Below are 23,023 nucleotides of genomic sequence, written 5' to 3'. Positions count from 1 at the left end.
TTAATTAAGTAGTGATGCCAGTTTAAAGCGATGTATAAAGTTATGAATTATAGTAAAGCGTATATTTATAATATGGATTCTGAAATATTTTCAAAGCAGAGTGATTACTACAAGAAGTACAGGCCGGAATATCCTGACGAGATGTTTCGTTTTTTATACAGGCACTTAAAGAGAAGGGATAATGCCTATGATTGCGGAACGGGAACCGGAACTATTGCATACCGGCTGGCGGAACGTTTTAAAATGGTCTATGCTGTTGATGTGAGTGCCGAACAATTAAGAAATGCTGTTCAAAAGGAAAATATTGAGTATAGTTTGGGGAAGGCTGAGGAAATGCCGTTTCCGGATCGTTTCTTTGATCTGGTAACAGTGGGGCAGGCTTTGCATTGGTTTGATACGGATAAGTTCTTTGGGGAGGTGACAAGGGTATTAAAACCCGATGGTGTTATTGCAATTATGGGGTATGGCAGAATTATGGCAGAAGAACAAATTGATGTGAAGATACATGAGTTTTACAGGACCATGTTTGCAAATTATTATACGGCTAACAGAAAGCTTCTTGAACATGAGTACCGGAACATCCGGTTTCCTTTTGATGAAACAGAGTGCCCCGGGTTTGAAATTGAATACCATTGGGATATTAAAGATCTGCAAGGGTATTTTTATTCCTGGTCAGCCGTACAGAGGTATATAGATGAAAATCATAGCGATCCTACCATAGCTATTATAGATTCTTTAAGGTCTTTATGGAAAGAACGGCGGAAAGTGAGGTTTCCGGTATTTATAAGGTTAGGGAGGTTAAACCGTTCTTAACACAGGTCGTATGCCTTGGCGTACAACAGTAACATAATGGTTTTGGCATCCCTTATCTCACCTGAATGAATCATCTGTAAAGCCTTTTCAAACGGCATTTCAACAACTTCAATGTCTTCGTGTTCTTCCTCTTTTCCACCTCCTTTGCTTACTTTCATGGCCGGTGTGTAGCAGGCCATGAAAAAATGCAATATTTCGGTCACGGCACCGGGAGATGTATAGGATTCAAAAACTTTTTCTACTTTTTCTACCCTGTATCCTGTTTCTTCTTCGATCTCCCTTATGATACAATCTTGTGGATTGTCGTCATCGAGTAATCCGGCAGGAGCCTCGATCATCATGCCGTCTGTATTGTCGTTTAGGTAGGTGGGCATTCTGAATTGCCTGGTTAATACGATGGTCTTATTTTCCTCGTTATAGAGCAGGACGACCGCTCCATTACCCCGGTCGTATACTTCGCGGCTCTGATTTTGAATATTTCCGTCGAGGGTTTTGTAATCGAAATTTACTTTTTTCAAAGTGTACCAGTCGTTAGAGAGTATCTGTACACTATTGATTTTAACGTTAGGGTTATTCATTATTGCTTGTTACATATTAACAAATTCGTAACCGGCCAGTTCTTCATTCCGAAGATCAAACTCAGTTTCGTTAAGCCGGATACCGTATTCAAGGTATGCTTTAAGGTTGGCGAGCCAGAACGTCCATCCGTTGCTGCACCCGTAATGAACTTTTAGCTTATTGTCATCGTCTGTTGGGATATCGGACTGGGTAAGTGACAGCAGCACTGCTTCGTCTGCTTTTTTTAAAGAAACCGTTACTTTGCAATTGCCGGCAAAGGAGATAACAATGAAGTCAGAACCGTTGGCTTCCAGAATTTGTCCTTTTTCTTCCCCATCCCAATTATGCCACATCCATGTATATGAGTCTCCCTTACTTACGGGCTTATCGGGTTGAAGACGTTCGCCATTTCTCGAAAAAGTTGCAGCACGTAAGAACCAGGAGGTAATTCCTTCTTCGGTAGCCCAGCACCAATATAGTTTTTCCGGGGTAGACCTGATGTAAATGCGTTTTGTAAATTGATCGAAAGATAGTTTTTTCATAACCGGATGTTTTTAAAATCAAAATAGTGGAGGTACATAAAGTTACAAATTTTTGCCGATTGAAAAAGTACACCGTTGCCGGCTGTTCAGTATTATTTCAATTCTTTTTGATATTCATCCCAGGTCTTGTCCTTGTAAATGTTATCTCCGAAATATTTAGCGATCATTAAAAATTCCTGAGGTTTTTTGTAGCCGGGAACGGGAGAAAGCATTTTTTGATTTTCATCGAGGAATACTACTGTAGGATAGCTTAGTTTTCCTTGTAAAAGTGAGGCTGCCAATTCGTGATAACCTCTGTTTCCGGATGCGACATATTTAAATGTGTTTCCTTTGTATTCGATATCTTCTTTTCCTTCACCGTCCATTTTTACCATATAGAAGTTTTTGTTCATATATGCAGCTACATCGGGATGGTTAAAAGTGTCTTTGTCCATTTTTTTACACCATCCGCACCAGTCGGTAAATACATCTATGAATATCTTTTTCGGGTTTTGGTCTGATTCGGATTTCCGGATGGCTTCTTCCCAGCTCATCCATTTTATTCCGGTGTCTTTTTCTTTAAAAGAAGATGTAGTAAGGGCGATCAAACAGATGAAGAGCCCGGTTAAGATAAATTTTACTTTCATGGCAGATATGTTATAGATTTTCAAAGATACTAAAATGCTTCAGAATTGTTCGTCACAAAAAAGCGCCAACGTAAGTTCGGCGCTTTGGGTTTATCTGGTTACCCGATCATCGAGATTTATTCCGTATAACTATCGGTAACTCAGACATTTGTCTCTGTGAAATGTTTTGCCATGCGCCAGCCGGCTCCATCGCTAAAAGGGTCTGCCAGCCCTTTTATTACGGACAAAACATTATTATTTAGCATAGGTTGTTCGTGAAATTGAAAATTTGCTTGCCAAATTAAAATTCGGCGAAGCCAATCCTTGATTTCTTTACGCTCGATCCTCTCGTGAGCTTGCTCTGAGGTAGTTTGCTAATTAAAATTAAGATTTAACCAATTCTTTGTTTGGCTTTTTTAAGTTGCTGAAATTTACTTCAACCTGATTACGTGTCAGGTCTTCAAAGGTTTCTCGCTTTCTGATCAAATGCGCCTGTCCTTTGTACCATAATACTTCGGCGGGTCTGTACCTTGAATTATAATTGCTGGCCATGGTAAAACAATAGGCGCCTGCATTTTTGAAGCAAAGGATATTGCCTTCTGATATTTCGGTAATACGCCTGTTGTTTGCAAAAGTGTCGGTTTCGCAGATGTATCCCACTATAGAATAAAACCTGGCCTTTCCGTTAGGATTTGAGATGTTTACTATATCGTGGTGTGCATTATACAGCATAGGGCGGATCAGATGATTAAACCCTGTATCGACTCCTGCAAAAACAGTAGAAGTTGTTTGTTTAACTACATTGACCGAAGCCAGAAAACAGCCGGCCTCACTTACTAAGAATTTACCCGGTTCGAAGGTAAGTGTAAGATCTTTTCCGTATTCTGCACAAAAGTCGTTAAACCTTTTGCTCAGTTTTTTACCCAGCTCTTCTATATTGGTTTCAATATCACTGTCTTTGTAAGGGACTTTAAAGCCGCTTCCGAAATCGATGAACTCCAGGTTTTTAAAATTTTTCGCTGTTTCAAAAAGTATTTCGGATGCATACAAGAACACTTCAATATCAAGAATATCACTTCCTGTATGCATATGGATGCCATTAACGGTCATATTGGTGTTTTCTACGATCCGTAAAAGATGAGGTATCTGATGTATGCTTATGCCAAATTTTGAATCGATATGACCAACAGAGATGTTGGTGTTTCCTCCTGCCATTACATGAGGGTTGATACGGATACATACCGGTACATTAGGATGTTTGCTGCCAAATTGCTCGAGGATAGAGAGGTTGTCGATATTGATCTGTGCCCCTAAAGCGGCTACTTCTTCTATTTCCTCAAGGGAAACCCCGTTAGGAGTATATATGATATCTTCAGGTTTAAAGCCTGCAAGTATTCCTAAACGTACTTCCTGAATTGATACTGTATCCAAACCGCTTCCTAAACTATTCATCAATTTAAGAACCGATATATTACTTAGTGCTTTTACAGCGTAGTTTAATTTTAAATGTTTTACCTTTTTAAAAGCAGAAGTGAGCCTCTCGTACTGAGAAACAATTTTTTCGGCGTCATAAACATACACCGGACTCCCAAATTCTTTTGCAATGTTTAATAAATCCTGTGATCTCATACTTCTGATTAGTTTTTTCAGGGTACAAATCTATTCAGAGATGTGTTGGTGGCAAATAAAATCAAGAAAAAATATAAAAATACAACAAGTTGTTATAAAAATAACAATCGTTATTTCCTGTAATCAATATTTTTTGTAAATTTAATAAAAAGGATCATGCAAACCACACTTCCATATTTTCCTTTAGAAGTTGTCGTTTTCCCGGGGGAAAGACTTTTGTTACACGTGTATGAAGACAGGTACAAGCAGCTTATATACGATTGTCAGGCTACGGGGCAGCCGTTTGGGATTCCTGTTTATTACAAAAAGAAATTACGGTTGGGAACCGAGGTTGTTTTAGAAGAAGTAATCAAAGAGTACGACAACGGGGAACTGGATATTATTTGCAATGCACACCGGGTTTTTGAACTCAAGAGCTTTGAAAATCCGTTGCCGGGAAAAATGTATTCCGGCGGGGTGGTGGAATTCCGGGAGAATAATAATGATGTGAAAGATGAAGAGAAAGAAAACGTGGTGGCGTTGATCAATAAATTGTATAAAAACCTGGGAGTTATTATAGATTCTATTGATATTAACAGCTTTAACAGTTTTTTATATGCTCATAAAATAGGGCTGAGCCTTTCTCAGGAATACAGGTTGTTACAAATAAAAACGGAAAGACAGCGCTTACACTTTCTAAGGACCCACCTGAGAATGGTTATTCCTGTTGTTAGGCAATTGAACCTGACCAAAGAGCGCATCCAGATGAATGGTCATTTTAAAAATTTTAATGAATTGGATTTTAAAGACTACAAGCTTTAACGCAGTACTAGTTTGTCGATAATCTTTTTGCCGAGGCTTTCGTTGATCATTCCTATGATTTTTTCCTTTCCGTAGCTTAGTTCTTCCCGGAGTACTGATGAAGAGAGTGTAACATAAAGTACGGAGCCTTTGAGTTGTACGTTGGTAGTGTAGTTGTTTACACCGGGCCCCATGAGGTTTACCCATGCGTCTTCAACATTGTGTTTATCGAGGCCTTTTTCCAGTTTGCTGTTTTCAACAAAGCTTTTTAGCGCATCTGCCAGTGATATATGTTCGTTACGTCGAGCCATTAATCAATAGATAGTTTTTGATATCTTTTGTAAAAATACTTCAATTTTTCGGTGTTGATCACGATTAACTGATCTTTATCCACTTTTAAGATTTCTTCTTCCCATTTAGAGAAAGGGGTATTGTATATCATGTATAATTTCCCTTCTTTATTGATGAGTGAGAATATTTCGTAATTGTTATTTGATATAAAGGAACCGTCAATCTTAGGCGATAGTTTGGTGCGTATCCCCGAGGTGTCGTTTTTCAGTTCTATATAGTCGACAGTTCTGTTGATGCCGTATGTTTTGGTCTCTCCGGAAGGCAATTCTACTTTTTCAATTTCCCAGTATCCGTTTAGTTGTTTCACCTGTTCTGCAACCGGTGTAGAGCAGCTGTTGAAAACCAATATGAGGATGAGGGTTATCAGTGATGGTTTCATAGTCTGAAAATTTTATAGGATTGATGTGTTTCTTTAACTACATCTTCGGTCCGTTCGGCATGGGTATCGCTGATAAATATTTGTCCGAAGTGGTCATTTTCCACCAGTTTTACGATCTGACCTACCCGTTCTTCATCCAGTTTGTCAAAAATATCATCCAGTAACAGGATAGGGGTTACCCTGGCTTGTTCTTTAATGAAATCGAACTGCGCCAGTTTCAGGGCGATTAAAAATGATTTCTGTTGTCCCTGGCTTCCGAATTTCTTTATGGGATAGTCCTGTATTTCGAAGCTAAGGTCGTCTTTATGAATTCCTACAGAGGTGTATTGCAGGGCCCGGTCTTTTTTGAGGTTGGTTTCGAAAAGTTCGGGCAGCGACCTTTCGAAGAGCTGACTTTGATAGCTGATATTGATGGCCTCTTTGCCTCCCGATATGGCAATGTACCGCTTTCTGAATATCGGGATGAATATTTCGAGGAATTGTTTTCGGGTCTCAAAGATGTCCGTACCCAGTCCGTGGAGTTGTTCGTTATAGATGCTCAGGGTCTCCGGGTCAAAGGTGTTGTTTACAGCAAAATATTTTAAGAGTGAATTTCGCTGTGTCAGTACTTTATTGTAATTGATCAGCCTGGTGAGGTATGTTTTATTGCTTTGTGAAATTACACTGTCGATAAACTTTCTTCTGGTTTCACTTCCTTCAATGATGAGGTCGCGGTCGGCGGGAGAGATAATCACCAGTGGTAAAAAACCGATATGATCGGATATTTTGTCATAAATTTTACCGTTTCTTTTGATGACCTTTTTTTGCCCTTTTTTATAACTGCATATTACTTTTTCTTCACGTCCTTCTTTTTCAAAATGGCCGTCCACAACGAGGAAATCTTCTCCGTGCCTGATATTCTGTGTTGCTATCGGATTAAAATAGCTTTTACCGAATGAGAGGTGATATACAGCGTCCAGCACATTTGTTTTTCCAATCCCGTTATTACCTACGAAGCAATTAATTTTACTGTCAAGTTCAAAAGACTGACTCGAAAAGTTCTTATAATTAATGAGCGTGAGTTTTCGTAAATGCATGTATATCGTATCAACAAATTATTGGGTAGGAACTTGCAAATATGCTACAAATTATTCAAAAAATATCAAATAAAATCGCTTTTACATATGAATAAAAATTATATTTTTGCCGCACGTCGCTAACTGCGATTAATTTTATATAATAAGATCATTTTTTGTTAACCGATTGAGATCGGTTGCATTCAGAAGAAAAATAAAAATTATGGCAACTTATAAGAGAAGGGGATACAAACCGCAAAACAAGGAAGAAGAAGCTCAGGTAGAAGAAATGGAAAGCACAACGGCAGAAGTTTTTAACACACTGGATGAGAGTGCTTCAAAGACCGAAGAATGGGTTGCGAAGAATCAGAAATATATCTTTGGAGGTATTGTAGGGTTGGTGGTCATTGCCTTAGGAGTTTTGGGGTATCAGCAGTTTGTGCATGCGCCAAAGGAGGCGGAAGCATCAAATGAGATGTTCTTTGCCCAGCAGTATTTTGACGAGGCTGTAAATGCAACAGATAAAGATTCGTTGTTTACCCTGGCATTAGAGGGTGCAAATGGTAAATACGGGTTGTTGGATATCATTGACAAGTATAAGGGGACAAAGGCAGCTAACCTTGCGCAATATAGTTCCGGTATGGCTTATTTAAATATGAACAAGTACCAGGAGGCGATCGAACATTTGCAGCATTTTAAATCTGAAGACCCTATATTGGGAGCGTTGGCTAAAGGTGGTATCGGTGATGCTTTTGTGCAGCTTGATCAGGCCGGTGATGCCATGGGGTATTATGAAAAGGCCATAGCTCATAATGCGAATGAATTTACGACACCGCGTTTTCTTTTTAAAGCCGGTACATTGGCTATGGGCGGTGGAGATAATGAAAAGGCTTTAAAGTTCTTTAACAGGATCAAAGAGGAGTACCCTAATTCTGAAGAAGGAAGAACTATAGATATCTTTATCGGTAAAGTAGAAAGTGCAAAATAATGGCTACTGAAAATAAAAATTTATCACATTACGATAAAACAGCAATCCCAAGCGCGAAGCAATTTCGGTTTGGGATTGTTGTTTCAGAATGGAACGAGCAGATAACGGGAGCTTTGTGTGAGGGCGCAAAGGAAGCCTTGCTGGATTGTGGGGCTATTGCCGGAAATATTGTAAAATGGGATGTTCCCGGAAGTTTCGAGCTTACTTTTGGGGCAAAAAAGATGATAGAGACGCAGAATGTGGATGCGGTTATAGCCATCGGTAGTGTTATCCAGGGAGAGACCAAGCATTTTGATTTCGTTTGCGATGCTACGGCGAACGGTATTAAGGACCTCAATGTTAAATATGATGTTCCGGTTATTTTTTGTGTTTTGACAGATAATACGCTTCAGCAGGCTATTGACAGAAGTGGTGGGAAACATGGGAATAAAGGAACTGAAGCTGCGATAGCTGCCATTAAAATGGCTGCGCTGGGGAAATAGAGTGTTAAGCTTCTAGTTGTCAGGCGGCCTCTTGTTTGTTAACAATTTTTAGCAGATATAAGCGGGTATTCTTCTTCATTTTAAGTATTTTTGAGAATACTATAAGCAGATAGAAGATGAAGCTTCCAACTCTTTTTAAACAACAAGGTAATAAATCATACTCATATACTCCCCGGTATTACGATGAACGCAAGGAGCGTTTGGAAAAGCTGAAGGACAAACATACCAAAAGATCCGACAGAGAATATTTTGAGGGTTATAGGAGGAAAAGCTTTCGCGAGGACTGGAAAGCTACCAGAAAAGCGAAATCAGATAAAAATACAAAACTTCGATTGGTAGTTATATTCATATTGCTACTGATGTTTGCCTATGTAGCCCTGAAGAATATTAACCTCGATACATTGTTTTAATGGCAGACGTTATTAAGCTTTTACCAGATCATGTTGCCAATCAGATTGCTGCGGGGGAAGTGGTTCAAAGACCGTCTTCTGTAGTGAAGGAATTATTAGAGAATGCGATTGATGCCACAGCGACTGAAATCAAACTGATAGTTAAGGATGCGGGGAAAACACTTGTCCAGGTGATCGACAACGGGGCAGGGATGAGTGCAACAGATGCCCGGTTATCGTTTGAGCGCCATGCCACTTCCAAAATAACATCAGCAGAGGATTTATTTCAATTACATACCAAGGGATTCCGCGGAGAAGCTTTAGCTTCGATCGCAGCGATTGCCCATGTTGAGATGAATACGAGAAAGGAAGACGATGATGTGGGGGTGTGTATTAAGATCGAAGGGGGGAAGATTATTTCCCAGGACGTAAACGTAACTCCGAAGGGTACTTCTATAGCGGTAAAGAACCTGTTCTTTAATATTCCGGCGAGGAGAAATTTCCTTAAGTCTGATCATGTAGAGCTAAGGCATATTATTGATGAGTTTCACCGGGTTGCATTAACGCATCCGGACATCCAGTTTGAACTTTACAATAACGGGAGCGAGGTGTTTAGTTTACCGGCTACCAATATCCGTCAGCGTATTGTTCATGTGTTTGGCAGTAAAACCAATGAAAAGCTGGTTCCTGTTGAAGAGGATACGGAGGTGGTAAAGCTTTCCGGTTTTGTGTTTAAACCGGAGTTTTCAAAAAAAACACGGGGAGAACAATTTTTCTTTGTGAATAAAAGGTTTATTAAAAGTTCTTACCTAAACCATGCGATATCTTCGGCATTCGAAGGCTTGTTGAAGGACCAGGCACACCCGAGCTATTTTCTTTATCTCGATGTAAAGCCGTCTACAATTGATATCAACATCCATCCTACTAAAACTGAGATAAAATTTGACGACGAACATACTATATACGCGATTTTAAGATCGGCCGTAAAACATGGTTTGGGGCAGTTTAATGTGGCTCCTGTTCTGGATTTTGACCGAGACCCTAACCTGGATACTCCTTATAACTATCAGGATAAAAAGGCCGATGTACCTACAATTGAAGTGGATGCTAATTTTAACCCGTTTGAGGAGGATGTTAAGAAACCTTCATCTTATTCGGGTTTTTCAACTCCTTCTTACAAAAAGGGAGGTGCCGGCAGCTGGGAGAGTTTGTATGCAGGTCTCGACGAGGAGCAGGATCAGGATGATTTTTCATCGATTGAACTGGAATCGGAAGAAGTCACCGGATCTCTTTTTGATGAGGCTGCGGAGGAAACCACCTCTGCCATAACTTTTCAGTTGCAACGAAAGTATATAGTTACTTCGATAAAGTCCGGAATGGTGATTATAGACCAGTCGAGGGCGCATCAAAGAGTATTGTATGAGCAATTTTTAAAAGATATAACCGTTAAAGAAGCTGTCAGTCAGCAATTGTTGTTTCCGCTGAATTTGAATTTCTCAAAATCAGAGATCAATTTGTTAAAGGAATTGAGGGAGAGCCTGGAGAGTACCGGTTTTATGTTTTCGAACTTTGAAGACGACAGCGTTGAGATCAGCGGTGTCCCTGTGAATGTATCCGAAAGCGAGATAGGCGGGGTGCTCGACCAGCTTTTATCAGATTTTAAAGAGGAGGTTCCGGAAACCGGTTTTTCACAAACGGACCTGTTGGCAAAAACCTTATGTAAGACCTTGTCGGTAAGAACCGGAGAGCCATTGAACAAGGTTTCTCAGGAGGCATTGGTGAACAACCTGTTTGCGTGTAAGGAGCCTCATATTTCTCCTTTTCACAGGCCAACCTATGTGACTATGACCGCTGATGACCTTGATAAAAAATTTATTTAGTACATGGGACGAATTTCAGATACTGTAAAGCATCTTATTATCATTAATGTACTTTTCTGGGTAGCCACCATAGTGCTCAGGAAGTCCGGGATAGATCTTGAAGCTGTTTTGGCATTGCACTTTCCGTTAAATGAAGCTTTTAAACCGTGGCAAATCATAACGCATATGTTCATGCATGCCACTTTTACAGCCAACGGGGGGATTGTTTTTGCTCATATCTTATTTAATATGTTCGGATTGTGGATGTTTGGTACGCCCCTGGAGCAGATGTGGGGAAGGAATAAGTTCCTTTTCTTTTATCTGTTTGCAGGCATCGGTTCGGCAATAGTGTATTCAGCATTTAACTTCTACCAGTTTTTTCAGGCTTCGGAAATTTTAAACGGCTTAGGGTTTAACAGTGTTCAGGTCAGATCGTTGTTGAGCCTTCCACATGACCAGCTGGTAGCTACACTTAATTCGGGTGTGTATGATGGCATCCGGTTAGACCGCATCCAGGAGATATATGACGAAGGATATTTTGCATTCAATTCTGTAGCAGTAGGAGCTTCGGGAGCCTTGTACGGGATATTGGTAGCATTTGCCATGATGTTCCCGAATGCCGAATTAATGTTGATTTTCCTCCCGATTCCTATTAAAGCTAAATATTTTGTTCCTATCTTGATACTGGGAGACCTATTCTTTGGGTTTACACAGTACTCCATCGGACCGATAGCTCATTTTGCCCATGTAGGGGGGGCTTTGTTCGGTTTTATTATGATGTGGTACTGGAAACGTAATCAGTTTAACAAAAACAGGTGGGACCGATGAGTATAACCAGGGACATTCAATACAAGTTTAAAACCTTAACGGTTGCGGAAAAGCTAATTGTTATCAATGTGGGGGTCTTTATCGTTAACGCGTTGTTTGTTTTTCTGATGCAACAACGGCAAGATGTGATCGTTCAGTGGTTTCAATTGCCCAAGGGCTTTTCAGACTTTATTTTGCAGCCGTGGTCTATCGTGTCTTATGCTTTTTTTCATGCTAATTTTATGCATATCTTCTGGAATATGATCCTGTTGTATTTTACAGGCAGGATTTTCCTGAACTTGTTTAACCCGAAGATGTTTCTTAATGTATATTTTCTCGGAGCTATAGCGGGCGGTATCCTGTTTTTATTGAGTTATAACCTGTTCCCTGCATTTTCCGGGATCAACACGGCATTGATCGGGGCTTCGGCAGCGGTAATGGCGGTACTGATATTTATTTGTACTTATATGCCTTATCAGGAAGTACGTGTTATATTCTTTAATATTAAGTTATGGCATCTGGGGGCTTTCTTTGTCCTGCTTGACCTGATCCAGATCCCGATGGGGAATGCCGGAGGGCATTTGGCGCATTTGGGAGGTGCCTTATTAGGTTTTATATATGCAAAAAAACTGGGAGAGGGAAGAGATATAGGGCGTGGTTTTGAGAAAGGCGTTGACGCTATGGTTAATTTCTTTAAGAGAGATAAAAAATCTCCGTTAAAGACGGTTCATAAGAATAAGAACACTTCGAAAGCCGGTTCTGATATCAGTAAAAGTGAATACCAGCGTAAAATAGATGAGATTCTTGATAAGATCAGTAAAAGTGGCTATGACAGTCTGACCAAAGAAGAAAAGGATTTTTTATTCAGGGCCGGAAAAGAATGATCTATGAAAAAGCTGAGTTGGTTTAATAAGTTTATTTTCCTTCTGAATTCTTTTTTTGCGACGCTTTTGTTGCTGTCGTATGCCTTGCCTTATGTTTTTCCCAGAAGTTTCCCTACATTATCGGTATTCAGCCTTTCGGTACCGATCTTAATTACTTTAAATATAGTATTTCTTTGTTATTGGGTGTTGCGGTTTAAAAAGCAATTCCTGTTGTCGTTTATCATTTTGCTTGCAGGTTATGGGCATCTGAAGGCGTTTTACAGGTTTTCGGGTAACGATCAGGTGAAACGGGAAGCGGGTGTGTTAAGTGTTATGAGTTTTAACGTCAGGCATTTTAATGTGTATAAATGGATACCGGACGATGACGTTGATCAGAAAATTATCGACTTTGTTAGAGAGGAGTCTCCGGATGTGGTCTGTTTTCAGGATTTTCATAAAGACAAGGAGAGTGCGTTTAAAGATTATCCCTATCATCATTATGTGTATAAGCAAAAGAATAACAGTAACGGAAATGCTGTTTTTTCAAAGTATCCGATCATAAATAAAGGAGTTCTTGATTTTCCGAGTAAGGGTAATAATGGGATGTATGTCGATATTGTAAAAGCGCAGGATACTGTAAGGGTTTATAATATTCATCTTGAGTCACACCGGATAAATCCGGATAAGGAAGCACTTACCAAGCAGAATTCCGAGCGTTTGTTTAAACGGATAGGAAATACGTTTGCATTGCAACAGACCCAGGCTGAAATGGTGGCGGTTCACAAAAAGGGGTGTCGTTATAAAAAAATTATTTGCGGGGATTTTAATAATACGGCTTCATCAAATATTTTTAAGTTGATACGGGGGGATATGAAGGACACTTTTGAGGAGCAGGGATCTGGTTTGGGGAGAACGTTTGTTTTTAAGTTTTTTCCGTTGCGTATAGACTTTATATTGGTTGATGAAGGGCTGGAGGTATTGTCTCATAAGAATTACGACCAGAAGCTTTCTGATCATTATCCGGTAAAAAGTGATATCGGGTTATAGCATTAAGCAATCTGTGGTATCGGCTATAATGTGAATAAGCAGGGCAATGCCAAAGATTCGTGTTTGTTTCCGGAACAATAGGAGTGTATAGAGTATTATAAAAGGGTAGGTATGGAGCGGGTGGTAGTTTATGCTGCATCTGTTTGGGTCAAATATGGGATCAGCCCAGATGTGATCGATGTCGATAATTATCCCGCCTAAGAGGATTAGGGAACTTTTTAACCACGATCTCCTGTATATTATCAGTGCTATTAGTATTGGTACCAGAAAGTGGATTCCGTAGTGAACTATAAACCGAAGCATTTAGTTACAGGGATTGTGATTCTAAATAAGAAAGGGCGTTAGGGCCTTCGTTAAATAGCAGGTCCAGGATGCTCAGGTTTTCGATAAAACCAAGTTTATCGCCAAATACCTGAATGTAGTTTTCAAAGCCAAAAACAGGGTCTTTTTTCGATTCGGCTAAAGTTCTTAAATCTTTGATGCCCTCACCGGGGTAGCGTTGGTATGAACCTGTTTTTATGAGTTCTGTTTCCAGTAGCAGACATTCGCACATAAGTTCTAATGTTTCGAAATTCAGATCCATTAAAAACTGGTGCTTTTTCTGGAAAACAGGAGCTATTTCGTCTTCGTAGAATTCAAAATAGGGCGAAGTACGGTAGGCTGTTTCAAGTGACTTCCAGTGCTGTTTTTGCCAGTTAAAGCTGTTGTCTATCTGTACCTCCCTGTATTTTTGTCTGCCACTTCCTTTTGAGTGTTTTACAGGGATACCCAGCAGTTGCTTCCCGTTTGGACTGTATATAAAGGTACGGTTGCGATAGGTTTGTTTCTGGTAATTATCGTGTACCTCGAAAATAGTATTGTTGTTGGTAATAGCAACAAAATGAGAAATTGAAGGAAAATATGTAGGATGTAATAGTGTTTTCACGGTCGGTTAAAAATTATGCCTTTTTCTTCCTGCGTTTTCTGATTTCTGCAAAAATAATCCATCCGAAAAGTAGGATGATAAAATATTTAAAATAAGATACGGGTTGGCCATCTCCGTTCACGGTAGTGAAGAGCCGTTCCCATCTGATCTTATCGAATCCGGATGCATTAGTATCCCAGCTCATCCATACAAAAACCGGTTTTCCTACAATATGGTCTTCCGGTACATATCCCCAAAAACGACTGTCTTCAGATCGGTGGCGGTTATCGCCCATCATCCAGTAATAGTCTTGTTTAAACGTATACTGTGAGGCTGGTTGTCCGTTAATAGTGATTTGATTGCCGGAAACTTTAAGTTCGTTCCCTTCGTATTCTTCTATGATCTTTTTGTAAAGTGGCAGGGTTTCCATTGAGAGGTTGATCGTTTTTCCTTCCTCCGGAATATATATGGGTCCGAATTGATCCTGGTTCCATGCAAATTGAGTTTCGCCGGGGAAAACGCCCTGGTTTTTTCCCGGTTTAGGTTCTACATAGCGTTGAATACTTTCTACATTAGGGTTGTTCTTTAGTTGTTCGGCAGCTTCTTCAGTCAGCGCTGTAAAGGCATAAATACCATTTTGCTGAGGGAATATCGGGTCGGTAACACCGTACCTTTCATACATATACCGCGGATTGATATTGCTGCCTTCTTTTACTTTTGCGAAATAGGTGAATTGAGGTTTTGCCCTTTCCGGTAATACGGTTCTTTCGCCGTTGATGTATATGAATCCATCCTTGATTTCTAATGAGTCACCGGGTATACCGACGCATCTTTTTACATAATTAGACTTTTTGTCTATCGGTTTACGGATGCTTTTATTCGTGTGTTTAAAGAACTGTTCAACGGTATCTGCCGGCCAGTTAAAAACAACAATTTCATTGCGTTTTACCTTTTGAAATCCAGGTAACCTGAAGTATGGCAGCTGGAATTTATTCAGTATGGAGTTACCGGCTTTATCAGTATCATTTTCATGAACATACGATTTGATACCTAATTTTGGGATGGTATCGTGTACCATTGGTAAGGATACCGTGGTTATGGGGGTTCTGGCCCCGTAGTGGAACTTGCTGACAAAAAGGAAATCGCCTACCAATAGTGTTTTCTCCAATGAAGAGGTGGGGATTACATATGGCTGAATAAAATAGGTGTGTACCAGGGTTGCTGCCACAATGGCAAAAAGGATGGAGCTGATCCATTCGCCTGCGGCGGTTCTTGGTTTCAGGCTTCTGTCTTTAATAAAATTTACCTCGGTGGCATAGTTTATATAGAAGATATAAAGCCCCAGGGTTATAATAACCAACCAGGTGTCGGTAGTGCTGTTCCTTCCAAAGCTTCTGATGGTTTCTACCCATACGACAGGGAACATGATGAGGTTGATAATCGGAATAAATAATAAAATAACCCACCACCACGGCCGGTTTATAATCTTCATCAATACAACGGCATTGTAAACGGGGATCAAAGCTTCCCATGATTTCCTTCCAGCCTTAACATATAATTTCCAGGTACCCAGAAAGTGGATTACCTGTATGATCAGAAAAAATATAAACCATTGAGTCATTGTCATGATATAGATGTTTTGTATTTCTTAGTGTGCTTTATAAGTGTATTGTTACAGTATTAACCGATGTTTAACACGTCTTTCATGTTAAAGATTCCTTGTTTGCCGATAATCCATTCAGCGGCAATGACTGCTCCCAGTGCAAAGCCTTCCCTGTTGTGAGCGGTATGGATAATATCGATTGTGTCGACATCACTTTTGTAAGTAACGGTATGTGTACCGGGAACGTTCTCTATTCTTTTGGCTGTAATCGGAATTTCATTTTCGTCTGCTGCATCCAGTTTCCAGGCAGATCTTGATGTGTTGTTAATGATTCCTTCGGCCAAGGTGATGGCTGTCCCGCTAGGGGCATCAAGCTTTTGGGTATGATGAATTTCTTCCATGCTCACCTGGTATTGAGCAAGGTTTTTCATCAGTCTGGCAAGGTATTCATTAAGTTGGAAAAAGACATTTACCCCAAGGCTGAAGTTGGAAGCATAAATGAAGGCTCCGTTGTTCTTGTTACATATTTCTACGGCATCTTCGTATTTGTCGAGCCAACCGGTGGTTCCTGAAATTACAGGGACGTTATTCTCAAAACAGTTTGTGATATTATTGTAGGCAGATGCCGGAACGCTAAAATCGATGGCTACATCTGCTTTGGCAATCTCGTAATCGTTATCGTTTGCATCAACTTTCAGAACAATTTCGTGTCCTCTGGACAACGCTATCTGCTCTATCATTTTTCCCATTTTTCCGTATCCTAGTAATGCAATTTTCATTTGATCAAAATTTGAATGTAAGGGTTAATCCATAGTTTCGCTGGAAGTTAACCTGGTTTATGTCAATGTATGGTTTTAATGTCAGATCATCACTCATGTTGTATTGTTTCAGATGCGCATCGACATTGGCATCGATGATATTCAATGCGTATAAACCGACGGTGATCAGGAGTGACAGATCTTTGTTTTTTTGGTAGAATTCCTGGGCATCCCTTAAGGCATCTACACTGAGATCCGGCGAGCTATTTGGGTTTCCGTTTTCGTCAGTACCCCAGAACTCGTCGGTATTAAAGCCTGCGAGCCTGCTTTTGTAGGCTTCTCTATACCGGTCGTATTGATTAGAGTTGTCGATATAGAAATACAATCCGGTTCCGATGGCCCCGTAAACGAGGGGGATTTTCCAATACCGTTTATTGTATGCCTGCCCCAAACCCGGTAAAATTGCCGAGTAAAATGCTGCTTTGCTCGGAGATAGCGGATCCAGTTTGTAATTAGCATTCTTAATGCTGTCCCGTTGCTGTCTTCGAAGCTCTCTTTTACTTAGTTTTTTCTGCACAGTATCGATGGAAACCCGTAATGTATCGGTTTCTTTCTCTTGTGCAGATACAGTATTTAAAACACACAGAAGGAATATTGAAAAAAAAAGCTGTTTAGGCACTAGTCAAATAGTTTTTTAAGGCGTAAAAAATCTTCTTTCGAGTGAAAAGGGATTATTAATTTACCTTTACCGTTCTTAGCTACTTTAACGTCTATTTTAGTAGAAAAGTATTCGGTAAGACCTTCCATGCTTTCTGAGATGTATTCGGGGACACTGTCAGATGTTGCTTTGGAATTTTTCCGGGAAGCATCTTTGTTCTGGTAAGTGCGAACCAATTCTTCGGTCTGTCTGACCGATAATGAATCTGAAAGGATCTTTTCGTAGATAAGCAGTTGTTGCTTTTTGTCTTCTATATTGATAATGGCACGTCCATGTCCCATTGACAAGAACCCGTCGCGAATGCCTGTCTGAATAATGGGATCGAGCTTAAGTAAACGCAAATAGTTGGTGATGGTAGAACGTTTTTTACCAACCCTGTCACTCATTTGTTCTTGTGTGAGGCTAATCTCGTCTATAAGCCTCTGGTAAGACATGGCAATTTCTATGGGATCCAGGTCCTGTCGCTGAATGTTTTCGACTAGGGCCATTTCTAAAGACTCCTGGTCGTTTGCGATCCTGATATATGCAGGAACTGTTTCGAGACCTGCCAGTTTGGAAGCTCTTAAACGGCGTTCTCCCGATACCAGCTGGTATTTATTAAAATCAATTTTACGAACTGTAATAGGCTGGATAACGCCCAGTTCCCTAATGGAAACAGAAAGTTCAGCGAGTGCTTCCTCGTTAAAATTTGTACGTGGCTGAAATGGGTTAAGCTCAATACTTTCGACATCCAATTCTACAATATTACCAACTACTTTATCTGCATTCTTATCCTCAGCCGATTTGATATCGTTTTCAGGATCTTTTAACAATGCAGACAATCCTCTTCCTAATGCTTGTTTTTTTGTTGCTTTTGCCATTAAACGGTTTCCTTATTCTTTTTTATAATTTCATGCGCCAAATTTAAGTAATTTGAAGCACCTTTGCTTGTCGCATCGTAATTAATAATGGTTTCACCAAAACTAGGAGCTTCACTCAGGCGTACATTTCGTTGGATAATGGTTTCGAATACCATTTCGCTGAAGTGTTTCTGAACTTCTTCCACCACCTGATTTGACAATCTCAACCTTGAGTCATACATGGTTAGCAGCAAGCCTTCGATGTCGAGGTTCTGGTTGTGTAGTTTTTGTACGCTTTTAATCGTGTTCAGCAATTTCCCCAGTCCTTCCAGAGCGAAATATTCGCATTGGATCGGGATGATAACAGAGTCGGCACATGTAAGCGCATTCAATGTTAAAAGCCCTAAAGACGGAGCGCAGTCTATTAAAATATAATCGTAAGCATCTTTAATGCTTTCCATGGCGTTTTTCAGCATGTATTCACGATTGTCTTTATCGACCAGTTCAATTTCTATAGCCACCAAGTCTATGTGGGCCGGGATCAGGTCTACATTAGGCGAATTTGTCTTGACGATAGTCTCTTCAGGGGTATGGGTATGTTCCAATACCTGATAGGAACCAATTTCAATACTTTCCACATCGAGACCCAGTCCTGAAGTAGCATTGGCTTGGGGGTCGGCGTCGATCAGAAGAACCTTCTTTTCAAGAACACCCAATGCAGCGGCCAGGTTAACGGAAGTAGTGGTTTTACCTACTCCTCCTTTTTGATTTGCTATAGCAATAATTTTGCCCATGGATTTTTTCATTTATAGCAGTAAAAATACAACTATTTGCGAGTTTTGAAAATGTATTTTATTAACACTTTGGTTTAGGATCTGCTAATGTGCAGAAAAAGAATGCTATTTATTCTTTTTCGCTTTAATCATGGCTTCCAGCATATCCCACATTTGCTCCGGAATGGCCTCCAGCAGGTTAAATTGCCCTGCTCCTTTTAACCATTCACCTCCATCGATGGTTATGACCTCACCGTTAACATAAGCAGAATAGTCAGAGACCAGGTAGGCAGCGAGGTTTGCCAGTTCCTGATGGTCGCCGACACGTTTTAAAGGCACTTTTTTTGAAAGGTCGAATTTTTCCTTTAAATCTCCGGGAAGCAGCCTGTCCCATGCTCCTTTTGTGGGGAAGGGACCGGGAGCAATTGCGTTGGAGCGAATTCCGTATTTAGCCCATTCTACCGCCAGACTCCTTGTCATCGCAAGTACACCGGCTTTGGCAGTTGCCGAAGGAACAACATATGCAGAACCGGTCCACGCGTATGTTGTAACGATATTTAAAATGTTTGTATTTTCCTGTTTGGTATCGATCCAATGTTTTCCGAATGCCAGTGTACAGTTTTTAGAGCCCTTTAAAACAATATCAATAATAGTATCGAAGGCGTTTGCAGAAAGCCTTTCAGTAGGAGAAATAAAATTTCCTGCCGCATTGTTTAAAAGTACATCTATTTTACCAAATGCTCCAATAGCCTTATCTCTCATGGCTTCAACCTGGTCGTAATGCCTTACATCGCATTGAAGGGGCAGGCATGTTCCTCCGGTTTCTGTTTCCAGCTCTTTGGCGGTATTTTCAAGTTTTTCAATGTTTCTGGAGGTGATGGCTACTTTTGCTCCCAACTCCAGGAAGTATCGGGTCATGGCTTTCCCTAAACCACTGCCACCGCCGGTAACAACAATGCTTTTTCCTTCTAAAGCTCCATCGCGAAGCATTTTATCCGTATAATTCATGTAGATCGTTTTTAGTAAGCTAAAAGTATGAAAATATTTCGGTTCAGCCAGCCCGAAGACAAAGGAGGGTTTACAACTCAATACGGGGAGGTATAAGTTTTATGTTTTTGGGGTAGCTGATAAATATCATGTGTAAGCACGTCTAAACGAAATATCTTTACCTGTGTAAATAAGAATAAGTAAAATATCATAAAAAATAAAAGGATATAAAGGTCTTATTATCGTATTTTATGAATTCAGTAATAAAATGAATATACTATGAAACTAGACATCAAATTAGCTGTTGCGAACTATTTTAAGGGAATTGGAGTTTTAGGTTTGATCTGTATCCTGTTTTTTTCATGTGCTGATGACGGGAAGAAGGAACTGGCAAGCGCGGTAGATATCCCCGTATTTCAGGAGATGGAAGCAGAATTAACATCGCCGCCCAATGTGCCCCGGCCGGTAGGGGAAAGAAAGGCCAAGAAACTCATTGTTGATATGGAGATTCTGGAAAAGGAAGGAGAGATGACCAATGGGGTCAGCTATGTTTACTGGACTTTCGGAGGAACTGTTCCGGGGAGTTTTATCAGAACCCGTGTAGGAGACGAAGTTGAATTTCACTTAAAGAACCATCCTGATAATAAATTACCTCATAATATAGACCTTCATGCCGTTACAGGACCAGGAGGGGGAGCGGAATCCTCTTTTGTGGCGCCGGGGCATGAAAAAGTCTTTTCATTTAAGGTCTTAAATCCCGGGTTGTATGTATATCACTGCGCAACGGCTCCGGTGGGGATGCATATTGCGAATGGTATGTACGGGCTGATTTTGGTGGAGCCTGAGGGCGGATTGCCATTGGTCGATAAGGAGTATTATATCATGCAAGGTGATTTTTATACGGAAGGGAAAAACGGTGAAAGAGGTTTACAGCCCTTTGATATGCAGAAAGCTGTTGATGAAAATGCCGATTATGTAGTGTTTAACGGAAAGGTAGGGGCACTCACCGGCGATAATGCCATTACGGCAAATGTAGGGGAGACCGTGCGGCTTTTTGTTGGTAACGGGGGGCCTAATCTGGTTTCTTCTTTTCATGTTATTGGTGAAATTTTTGATAAAGTTCATATAGAAGGGGGAGACCGGATAAATGAGAATGTTCAAACTACATTAATTCCTGCCGGAGGAGCAGCAATTGTAGAATTTAAGGTGGACGTGCCGGGAACGTTTATACTGGTCGACCACTCTATTTTCAGGGCGTTTAACAAAGGAGCCCTGGGAATGTTAAAAGTTCAGGGAGAGGAAGATAAAACCATATACTCAGGAGAACTGAGAGATGATATATACCTGCCGGAAGGGGGAGGAATTCAGTCGATGCCGACTACCGACGAATTGGTAAAGGCTGATCAAACGGCCAAAACCCCGGAGGAACAAATGAAGTTTGGAAAACAGACTTATATGCAAACGTGTTTTGCCTGTCATCAGGCAGAAGGACAGGGAGTCGCCGGAGCCTTTCCGCCGTTATCGAAGTCTGATTACCTGAATGCAGATGTAGACAGAACCATCGGGATTGTGTTAAATGGCCTCACCGGGGAGATCACGGTTAACGGGGAAAAGTACAACAGTATCATGACCCGTCAGAATTTAACGGATGAGGAAGTAGCGAATGTTTTAACCTATGTGTACAACAGCTGGGGTAACTCTAAGAAAGTAGTAACGCCACAGATGGTTGAGAAAGTGAGAAATAACCCGAATTTATAAAATCAGACAGCTATGGATTCCACTGCCTTCAGAATATTTGTTTTATGTTTTTTGCTGATGAATGGTTTTGGCTATGGTCAGTCTGAAGGCATGGCATTCATAGAGGGAAGCAGGTATATTCCTTTATACGGACGAGATTCTACGGTAGTAGAAGTGAAAGACTTTGAAATAGATGTATATCCGGTTACTAATGCGGCTTTTATCGATTTTGTCAGAGAGCATCCACAATGGCAAAAGACAAAAGTAAAGAAGTTGTTTGCAGAAGGGAACTATCTGTATAACTGGAAGGGTGACTTTGAACTTAGGGAAGATGTAGATTTAAGAAGTCCTGTAACCTATGTTTCCTGGTTTGCAGCAAAAGCTTATTGTGAATGCCAGGGTAAAAGATTACCAACTATTGATGAGTGGGAGTATGTTGCGATGGCTGATAAAAAAATGCGTGATGCCCGGATTAATGAGTCATACAATCAGCAGATTTTGTCCTGGTATGAAGCACCTAAAACCTATAAAAACAGTATTGGACAAACAGAAAAGAATTATTGGGGGGTGTATGATTTACACGGACTGGTTTGGGAGTGGACATTAGATTTTAATTCCGTCTTAATATCCGGGGAATCGAGAAAAGATGTCGATAAGGACAGCAATTTATTTTGCGGCAGTGCCGCCATAGGAGCTACTGACCTGATGAATTATGCTGCGTTTATGAGATATGCTTTCAGAGGAAGTGTAAAGGCAAGGTATGCTATCAGGAACCTGGGATTCAGGTGTGCTAAAGATATAAACAATATTGAATGATTATGAAAAAAGCAATTGTAATACTTACGGTCTTATTGGCTTTTGTTTCCTGTAAACAATCAAATTCAGGAACGGGGGCAGATAATATGGTACTTTACGAATGCCCGATGCATTGTGAAGGCGATAGGTTGTATGAGGAAGAGGGAAGCTGTCCTGTATGTAAAATGGATCTGGAGCGTGTAAAACCGGACAAAACAGAAAAATTATCCCAAGCTGTGATACCTGAGATGTCTATTTTTAACTTGAGTTCTACCTGGACAGACCAAAACGGGAAAGCAATTAAATTTAAGGATTTACAGGGTGATGTACTTGTCATGGTCATGATTTATACTTCTTGTAAAGCTGCATGCCCGCGCCTGGTAGCTGATATGAGGAATATCGAAGCCCGGTTGTCTGAAGAGGCGAAAAATCATATAAAAATGATCTTTGTCAGCATAGACCCGGAAACCGATACGCCGGCACGTCTTAAAAGCTTTGCCAAAGAAAACTTTATGGATGATGCTCCCTGGATGTTTTTAAGGTCGACTGAAGAGAATACAAGGGAGTTTGCGGCCGTAGTGGCTGTCAGTTATAAAGAAATTTCGCCGATCGATTTTTCACATTCAAATATTATAAGTGTTTTTAGTCATAACGGAGAAATGTTATTTCAGCAAGAAGGTTTAGGGGTAAATTCAGATAACACGGTGAACCATATCAATAAGGCTGTCGGTACATTGAAAAAAGAGTTATAGATTTATAAAA

The 23,023-nt window shown here is 40.4% G+C and carries 27 protein-coding genes; 12 read left to right on the top strand and 15 right to left on the bottom strand.

The features are described 5' to 3' along the window. The first annotated feature begins 42 nt into the window (after positions 1 to 42). Positions 43 to 813 carry a class I SAM-dependent methyltransferase gene (locus MQE36_RS00385; protein WP_242937233.1) on the top strand — a complete coding sequence of 257 codons (771 nt, stop codon included), beginning with the start codon at positions 43 to 45 and terminating at the stop codon, positions 811 to 813. Here MQE36_RS00385 and MQE36_RS00380 read toward each other — a convergent pair. From MQE36_RS00380 to lysA, 4 genes are all read right to left on the bottom strand, one after another. Further along, positions 810 to 1,391, bottom strand: a complete 582-nt coding sequence (locus MQE36_RS00380; protein ID WP_242937232.1) for an NUDIX domain-containing protein — start codon at positions 1,389 to 1,391, stop codon at positions 810 to 812. The two genes, MQE36_RS00385 and MQE36_RS00380, sit on opposite strands and share 4 nt — an antisense overlap. A gap of 9 nt (positions 1,392 to 1,400) precedes the next feature. Continuing rightward, positions 1,401 to 1,913 (bottom strand): SRPBCC family protein, encoded by a 513-nt coding sequence (locus tag MQE36_RS00375; RefSeq protein WP_242937231.1) that lies wholly within the window; start codon positions 1,911 to 1,913, stop codon positions 1,401 to 1,403. Positions 1,914 to 2,005: 92 nt separating this feature from the next. After that, entirely contained in the window at positions 2,006 to 2,539 is a 534-nt protein-coding gene (locus MQE36_RS00370; protein ID WP_242937230.1) for a thioredoxin family protein, read from the bottom strand. Between the two features lie 363 nt (positions 2,540 to 2,902). Beyond that, positions 2,903 to 4,147, bottom strand: a complete 1,245-nt coding sequence (gene lysA / locus MQE36_RS00365; protein ID WP_242937229.1) for a diaminopimelate decarboxylase — start codon at positions 4,145 to 4,147, stop codon at positions 2,903 to 2,905. A gap of 156 nt (positions 4,148 to 4,303) precedes the next feature. Here lysA and MQE36_RS00360 point away from each other — a divergent pair, with 156 nt between their 5' ends. Then, positions 4,304 to 4,948: an LON peptidase substrate-binding domain-containing protein gene (locus MQE36_RS00360; RefSeq protein ID WP_242937228.1), complete on the top strand. Its 645-nt coding sequence runs from the start codon at positions 4,304 to 4,306 to the stop codon at positions 4,946 to 4,948. On the opposite strand, the gene MQE36_RS00355 is transcribed toward MQE36_RS00360, so the two are convergent. From MQE36_RS00355 to recF, 3 genes are read right to left on the bottom strand one after another with little or no spacing between them, the layout of a single operon-like run. Then, entirely contained in the window at positions 4,945 to 5,238 is a 294-nt protein-coding gene (locus tag MQE36_RS00355) for a DciA family protein (protein WP_242937227.1), read from the bottom strand. The two genes, MQE36_RS00360 and MQE36_RS00355, sit on opposite strands and share 4 nt — an antisense overlap. Further along, positions 5,238 to 5,657: a hypothetical protein gene (locus MQE36_RS00350; RefSeq protein ID WP_242937226.1), complete on the bottom strand. Its 420-nt coding sequence runs from the start codon at positions 5,655 to 5,657 to the stop codon at positions 5,238 to 5,240. Before MQE36_RS00350 ends, MQE36_RS00355 begins: the two co-directional genes overlap by 1 nt. Beyond that, positions 5,654 to 6,733, bottom strand: coding sequence for a DNA replication/repair protein RecF (gene recF / locus MQE36_RS00345; RefSeq protein ID WP_242937225.1), 1,080 nt, complete (start codon positions 6,731 to 6,733; stop codon positions 5,654 to 5,656). Before recF ends, MQE36_RS00350 begins: the two co-directional genes overlap by 4 nt. 202 nt (positions 6,734 to 6,935) lie before the next feature. On the opposite strand from recF, the gene MQE36_RS00340 reads away from it, so the two are divergent. The 7 genes from MQE36_RS00340 to MQE36_RS00310 all read left to right on the top strand — a co-directional run bounded on the left by MQE36_RS00340 (position 6,936) and on the right by MQE36_RS00310 (position 13,147). Then, entirely contained in the window at positions 6,936 to 7,700 is a 765-nt protein-coding gene (locus MQE36_RS00340; protein ID WP_242937224.1) for a tetratricopeptide repeat protein, read from the top strand. Continuing rightward, entirely contained in the window at positions 7,700 to 8,182 is a 483-nt protein-coding gene (gene ribH / locus MQE36_RS00335) for a 6,7-dimethyl-8-ribityllumazine synthase (protein ID WP_242937223.1), read from the top strand. Before MQE36_RS00340 ends, ribH begins: the two co-directional genes overlap by 1 nt. 116 nt (positions 8,183 to 8,298) lie before the next feature. Next, a complete protein-coding gene (locus tag MQE36_RS00330; RefSeq protein ID WP_242937222.1) occupies positions 8,299 to 8,592 on the top strand; it encodes a hypothetical protein in 294 nt (97 codons plus the stop codon). After that, the gene (mutL, locus tag MQE36_RS00325; protein WP_242937221.1) at positions 8,592 to 10,451 is read left to right on the top strand and encodes a DNA mismatch repair endonuclease MutL; all 1,860 of its coding nucleotides are present in this window, start codon (positions 8,592 to 8,594) and stop codon (positions 10,449 to 10,451) included. The genes MQE36_RS00330 and mutL overlap by 1 nt, the downstream gene beginning before the upstream one ends. A gap of 3 nt (positions 10,452 to 10,454) precedes the next feature. Then, positions 10,455 to 11,258: a rhomboid family intramembrane serine protease gene (locus MQE36_RS00320; RefSeq protein WP_242937220.1), complete on the top strand. Its 804-nt coding sequence runs from the start codon at positions 10,455 to 10,457 to the stop codon at positions 11,256 to 11,258. Next, positions 11,255 to 12,121, top strand: a complete 867-nt coding sequence (locus MQE36_RS00315; protein ID WP_242937219.1) for a rhomboid family protein — start codon at positions 11,255 to 11,257, stop codon at positions 12,119 to 12,121. The genes MQE36_RS00320 and MQE36_RS00315 overlap by 4 nt, the downstream gene beginning before the upstream one ends. A gap of 3 nt (positions 12,122 to 12,124) precedes the next feature. Then, positions 12,125 to 13,147 carry an endonuclease/exonuclease/phosphatase family protein gene (locus MQE36_RS00310; RefSeq protein ID WP_242937218.1) on the top strand — a complete coding sequence of 341 codons (1,023 nt, stop codon included), beginning with the start codon at positions 12,125 to 12,127 and terminating at the stop codon, positions 13,145 to 13,147. Here the strand turns inward: MQE36_RS00310 and MQE36_RS00305 are convergent. The 8 genes from MQE36_RS00305 to MQE36_RS00270 all read right to left on the bottom strand — a co-directional run bounded on the left by MQE36_RS00305 (position 13,142) and on the right by MQE36_RS00270 (position 19,750). Then, positions 13,142 to 13,450: a DUF6122 family protein gene (locus tag MQE36_RS00305; protein ID WP_242937217.1), complete on the bottom strand. Its 309-nt coding sequence runs from the start codon at positions 13,448 to 13,450 to the stop codon at positions 13,142 to 13,144. The two genes, MQE36_RS00310 and MQE36_RS00305, sit on opposite strands and share 6 nt — an antisense overlap. Positions 13,451 to 13,454: 4 nt before the next feature. Then, positions 13,455 to 14,072, bottom strand: a complete 618-nt coding sequence (locus tag MQE36_RS00300) for a WbqC family protein (protein WP_242937216.1) — start codon at positions 14,070 to 14,072, stop codon at positions 13,455 to 13,457. A 13-nt stretch (positions 14,073 to 14,085) separates the two neighbouring features. Further along, entirely contained in the window at positions 14,086 to 15,678 is a 1,593-nt protein-coding gene (gene lepB, locus MQE36_RS00295; protein ID WP_242937215.1) for a signal peptidase I, read from the bottom strand. Between the two features lie 53 nt (positions 15,679 to 15,731). Next, positions 15,732 to 16,433, bottom strand: a complete 702-nt coding sequence (gene dapB / locus MQE36_RS00290) for a 4-hydroxy-tetrahydrodipicolinate reductase (protein ID WP_242937214.1) — start codon at positions 16,431 to 16,433, stop codon at positions 15,732 to 15,734. A 4-nt stretch (positions 16,434 to 16,437) separates the two neighbouring features. Beyond that, positions 16,438 to 17,091 (bottom strand): DUF5683 domain-containing protein, encoded by a 654-nt coding sequence (locus tag MQE36_RS00285; RefSeq protein ID WP_242937213.1) that lies wholly within the window; start codon positions 17,089 to 17,091, stop codon positions 16,438 to 16,440. Further along, the gene (locus MQE36_RS00280) at positions 17,091 to 17,990 is read right to left on the bottom strand and encodes a ParB/RepB/Spo0J family partition protein (RefSeq protein ID WP_242937212.1); all 900 of its coding nucleotides are present in this window, start codon (positions 17,988 to 17,990) and stop codon (positions 17,091 to 17,093) included. The genes MQE36_RS00285 and MQE36_RS00280 overlap by 1 nt, the downstream gene beginning before the upstream one ends. Then, positions 17,990 to 18,763 (bottom strand): ParA family protein, encoded by a 774-nt coding sequence (locus tag MQE36_RS00275; RefSeq protein WP_242937211.1) that lies wholly within the window; start codon positions 18,761 to 18,763, stop codon positions 17,990 to 17,992. Before MQE36_RS00275 ends, MQE36_RS00280 begins: the two co-directional genes overlap by 1 nt. A gap of 105 nt (positions 18,764 to 18,868) precedes the next feature. Then, positions 18,869 to 19,750, bottom strand: coding sequence for an SDR family oxidoreductase (locus MQE36_RS00270; RefSeq protein ID WP_242937210.1), 882 nt, complete (start codon positions 19,748 to 19,750; stop codon positions 18,869 to 18,871). A 258-nt stretch (positions 19,751 to 20,008) separates the two neighbouring features. On the opposite strand from MQE36_RS00270, the gene nirK reads away from it, so the two are divergent. From nirK to MQE36_RS00255, 3 genes are read left to right on the top strand one after another with little or no spacing between them, the layout of a single operon-like run. Next, positions 20,009 to 21,487: a copper-containing nitrite reductase gene (gene nirK / locus MQE36_RS00265; protein ID WP_242937209.1), complete on the top strand. Its 1,479-nt coding sequence runs from the start codon at positions 20,009 to 20,011 to the stop codon at positions 21,485 to 21,487. Between the two features lie 12 nt (positions 21,488 to 21,499). Continuing rightward, on the top strand, positions 21,500 to 22,282 hold the full coding sequence (locus MQE36_RS00260; protein WP_242937208.1) for a formylglycine-generating enzyme family protein: 783 nt from the start codon (positions 21,500 to 21,502) through the stop codon (positions 22,280 to 22,282). Between the two features lie 2 nt (positions 22,283 to 22,284). Next, on the top strand, positions 22,285 to 23,013 hold the full coding sequence (locus MQE36_RS00255; protein ID WP_242937207.1) for an SCO family protein: 729 nt from the start codon (positions 22,285 to 22,287) through the stop codon (positions 23,011 to 23,013). Positions 23,014 to 23,023 lie beyond the last annotated feature (10 nt).

It is taken from the genome of Zhouia spongiae (assembly GCF_022760175.1).
GTDB lineage: Bacteria > Bacteroidota > Bacteroidia > Flavobacteriales > Flavobacteriaceae > Zhouia > Zhouia spongiae.
Note: the sequence above shows the minus strand (reverse complement) of the source record. Positions and strands in the feature narration are given on the sequence as shown.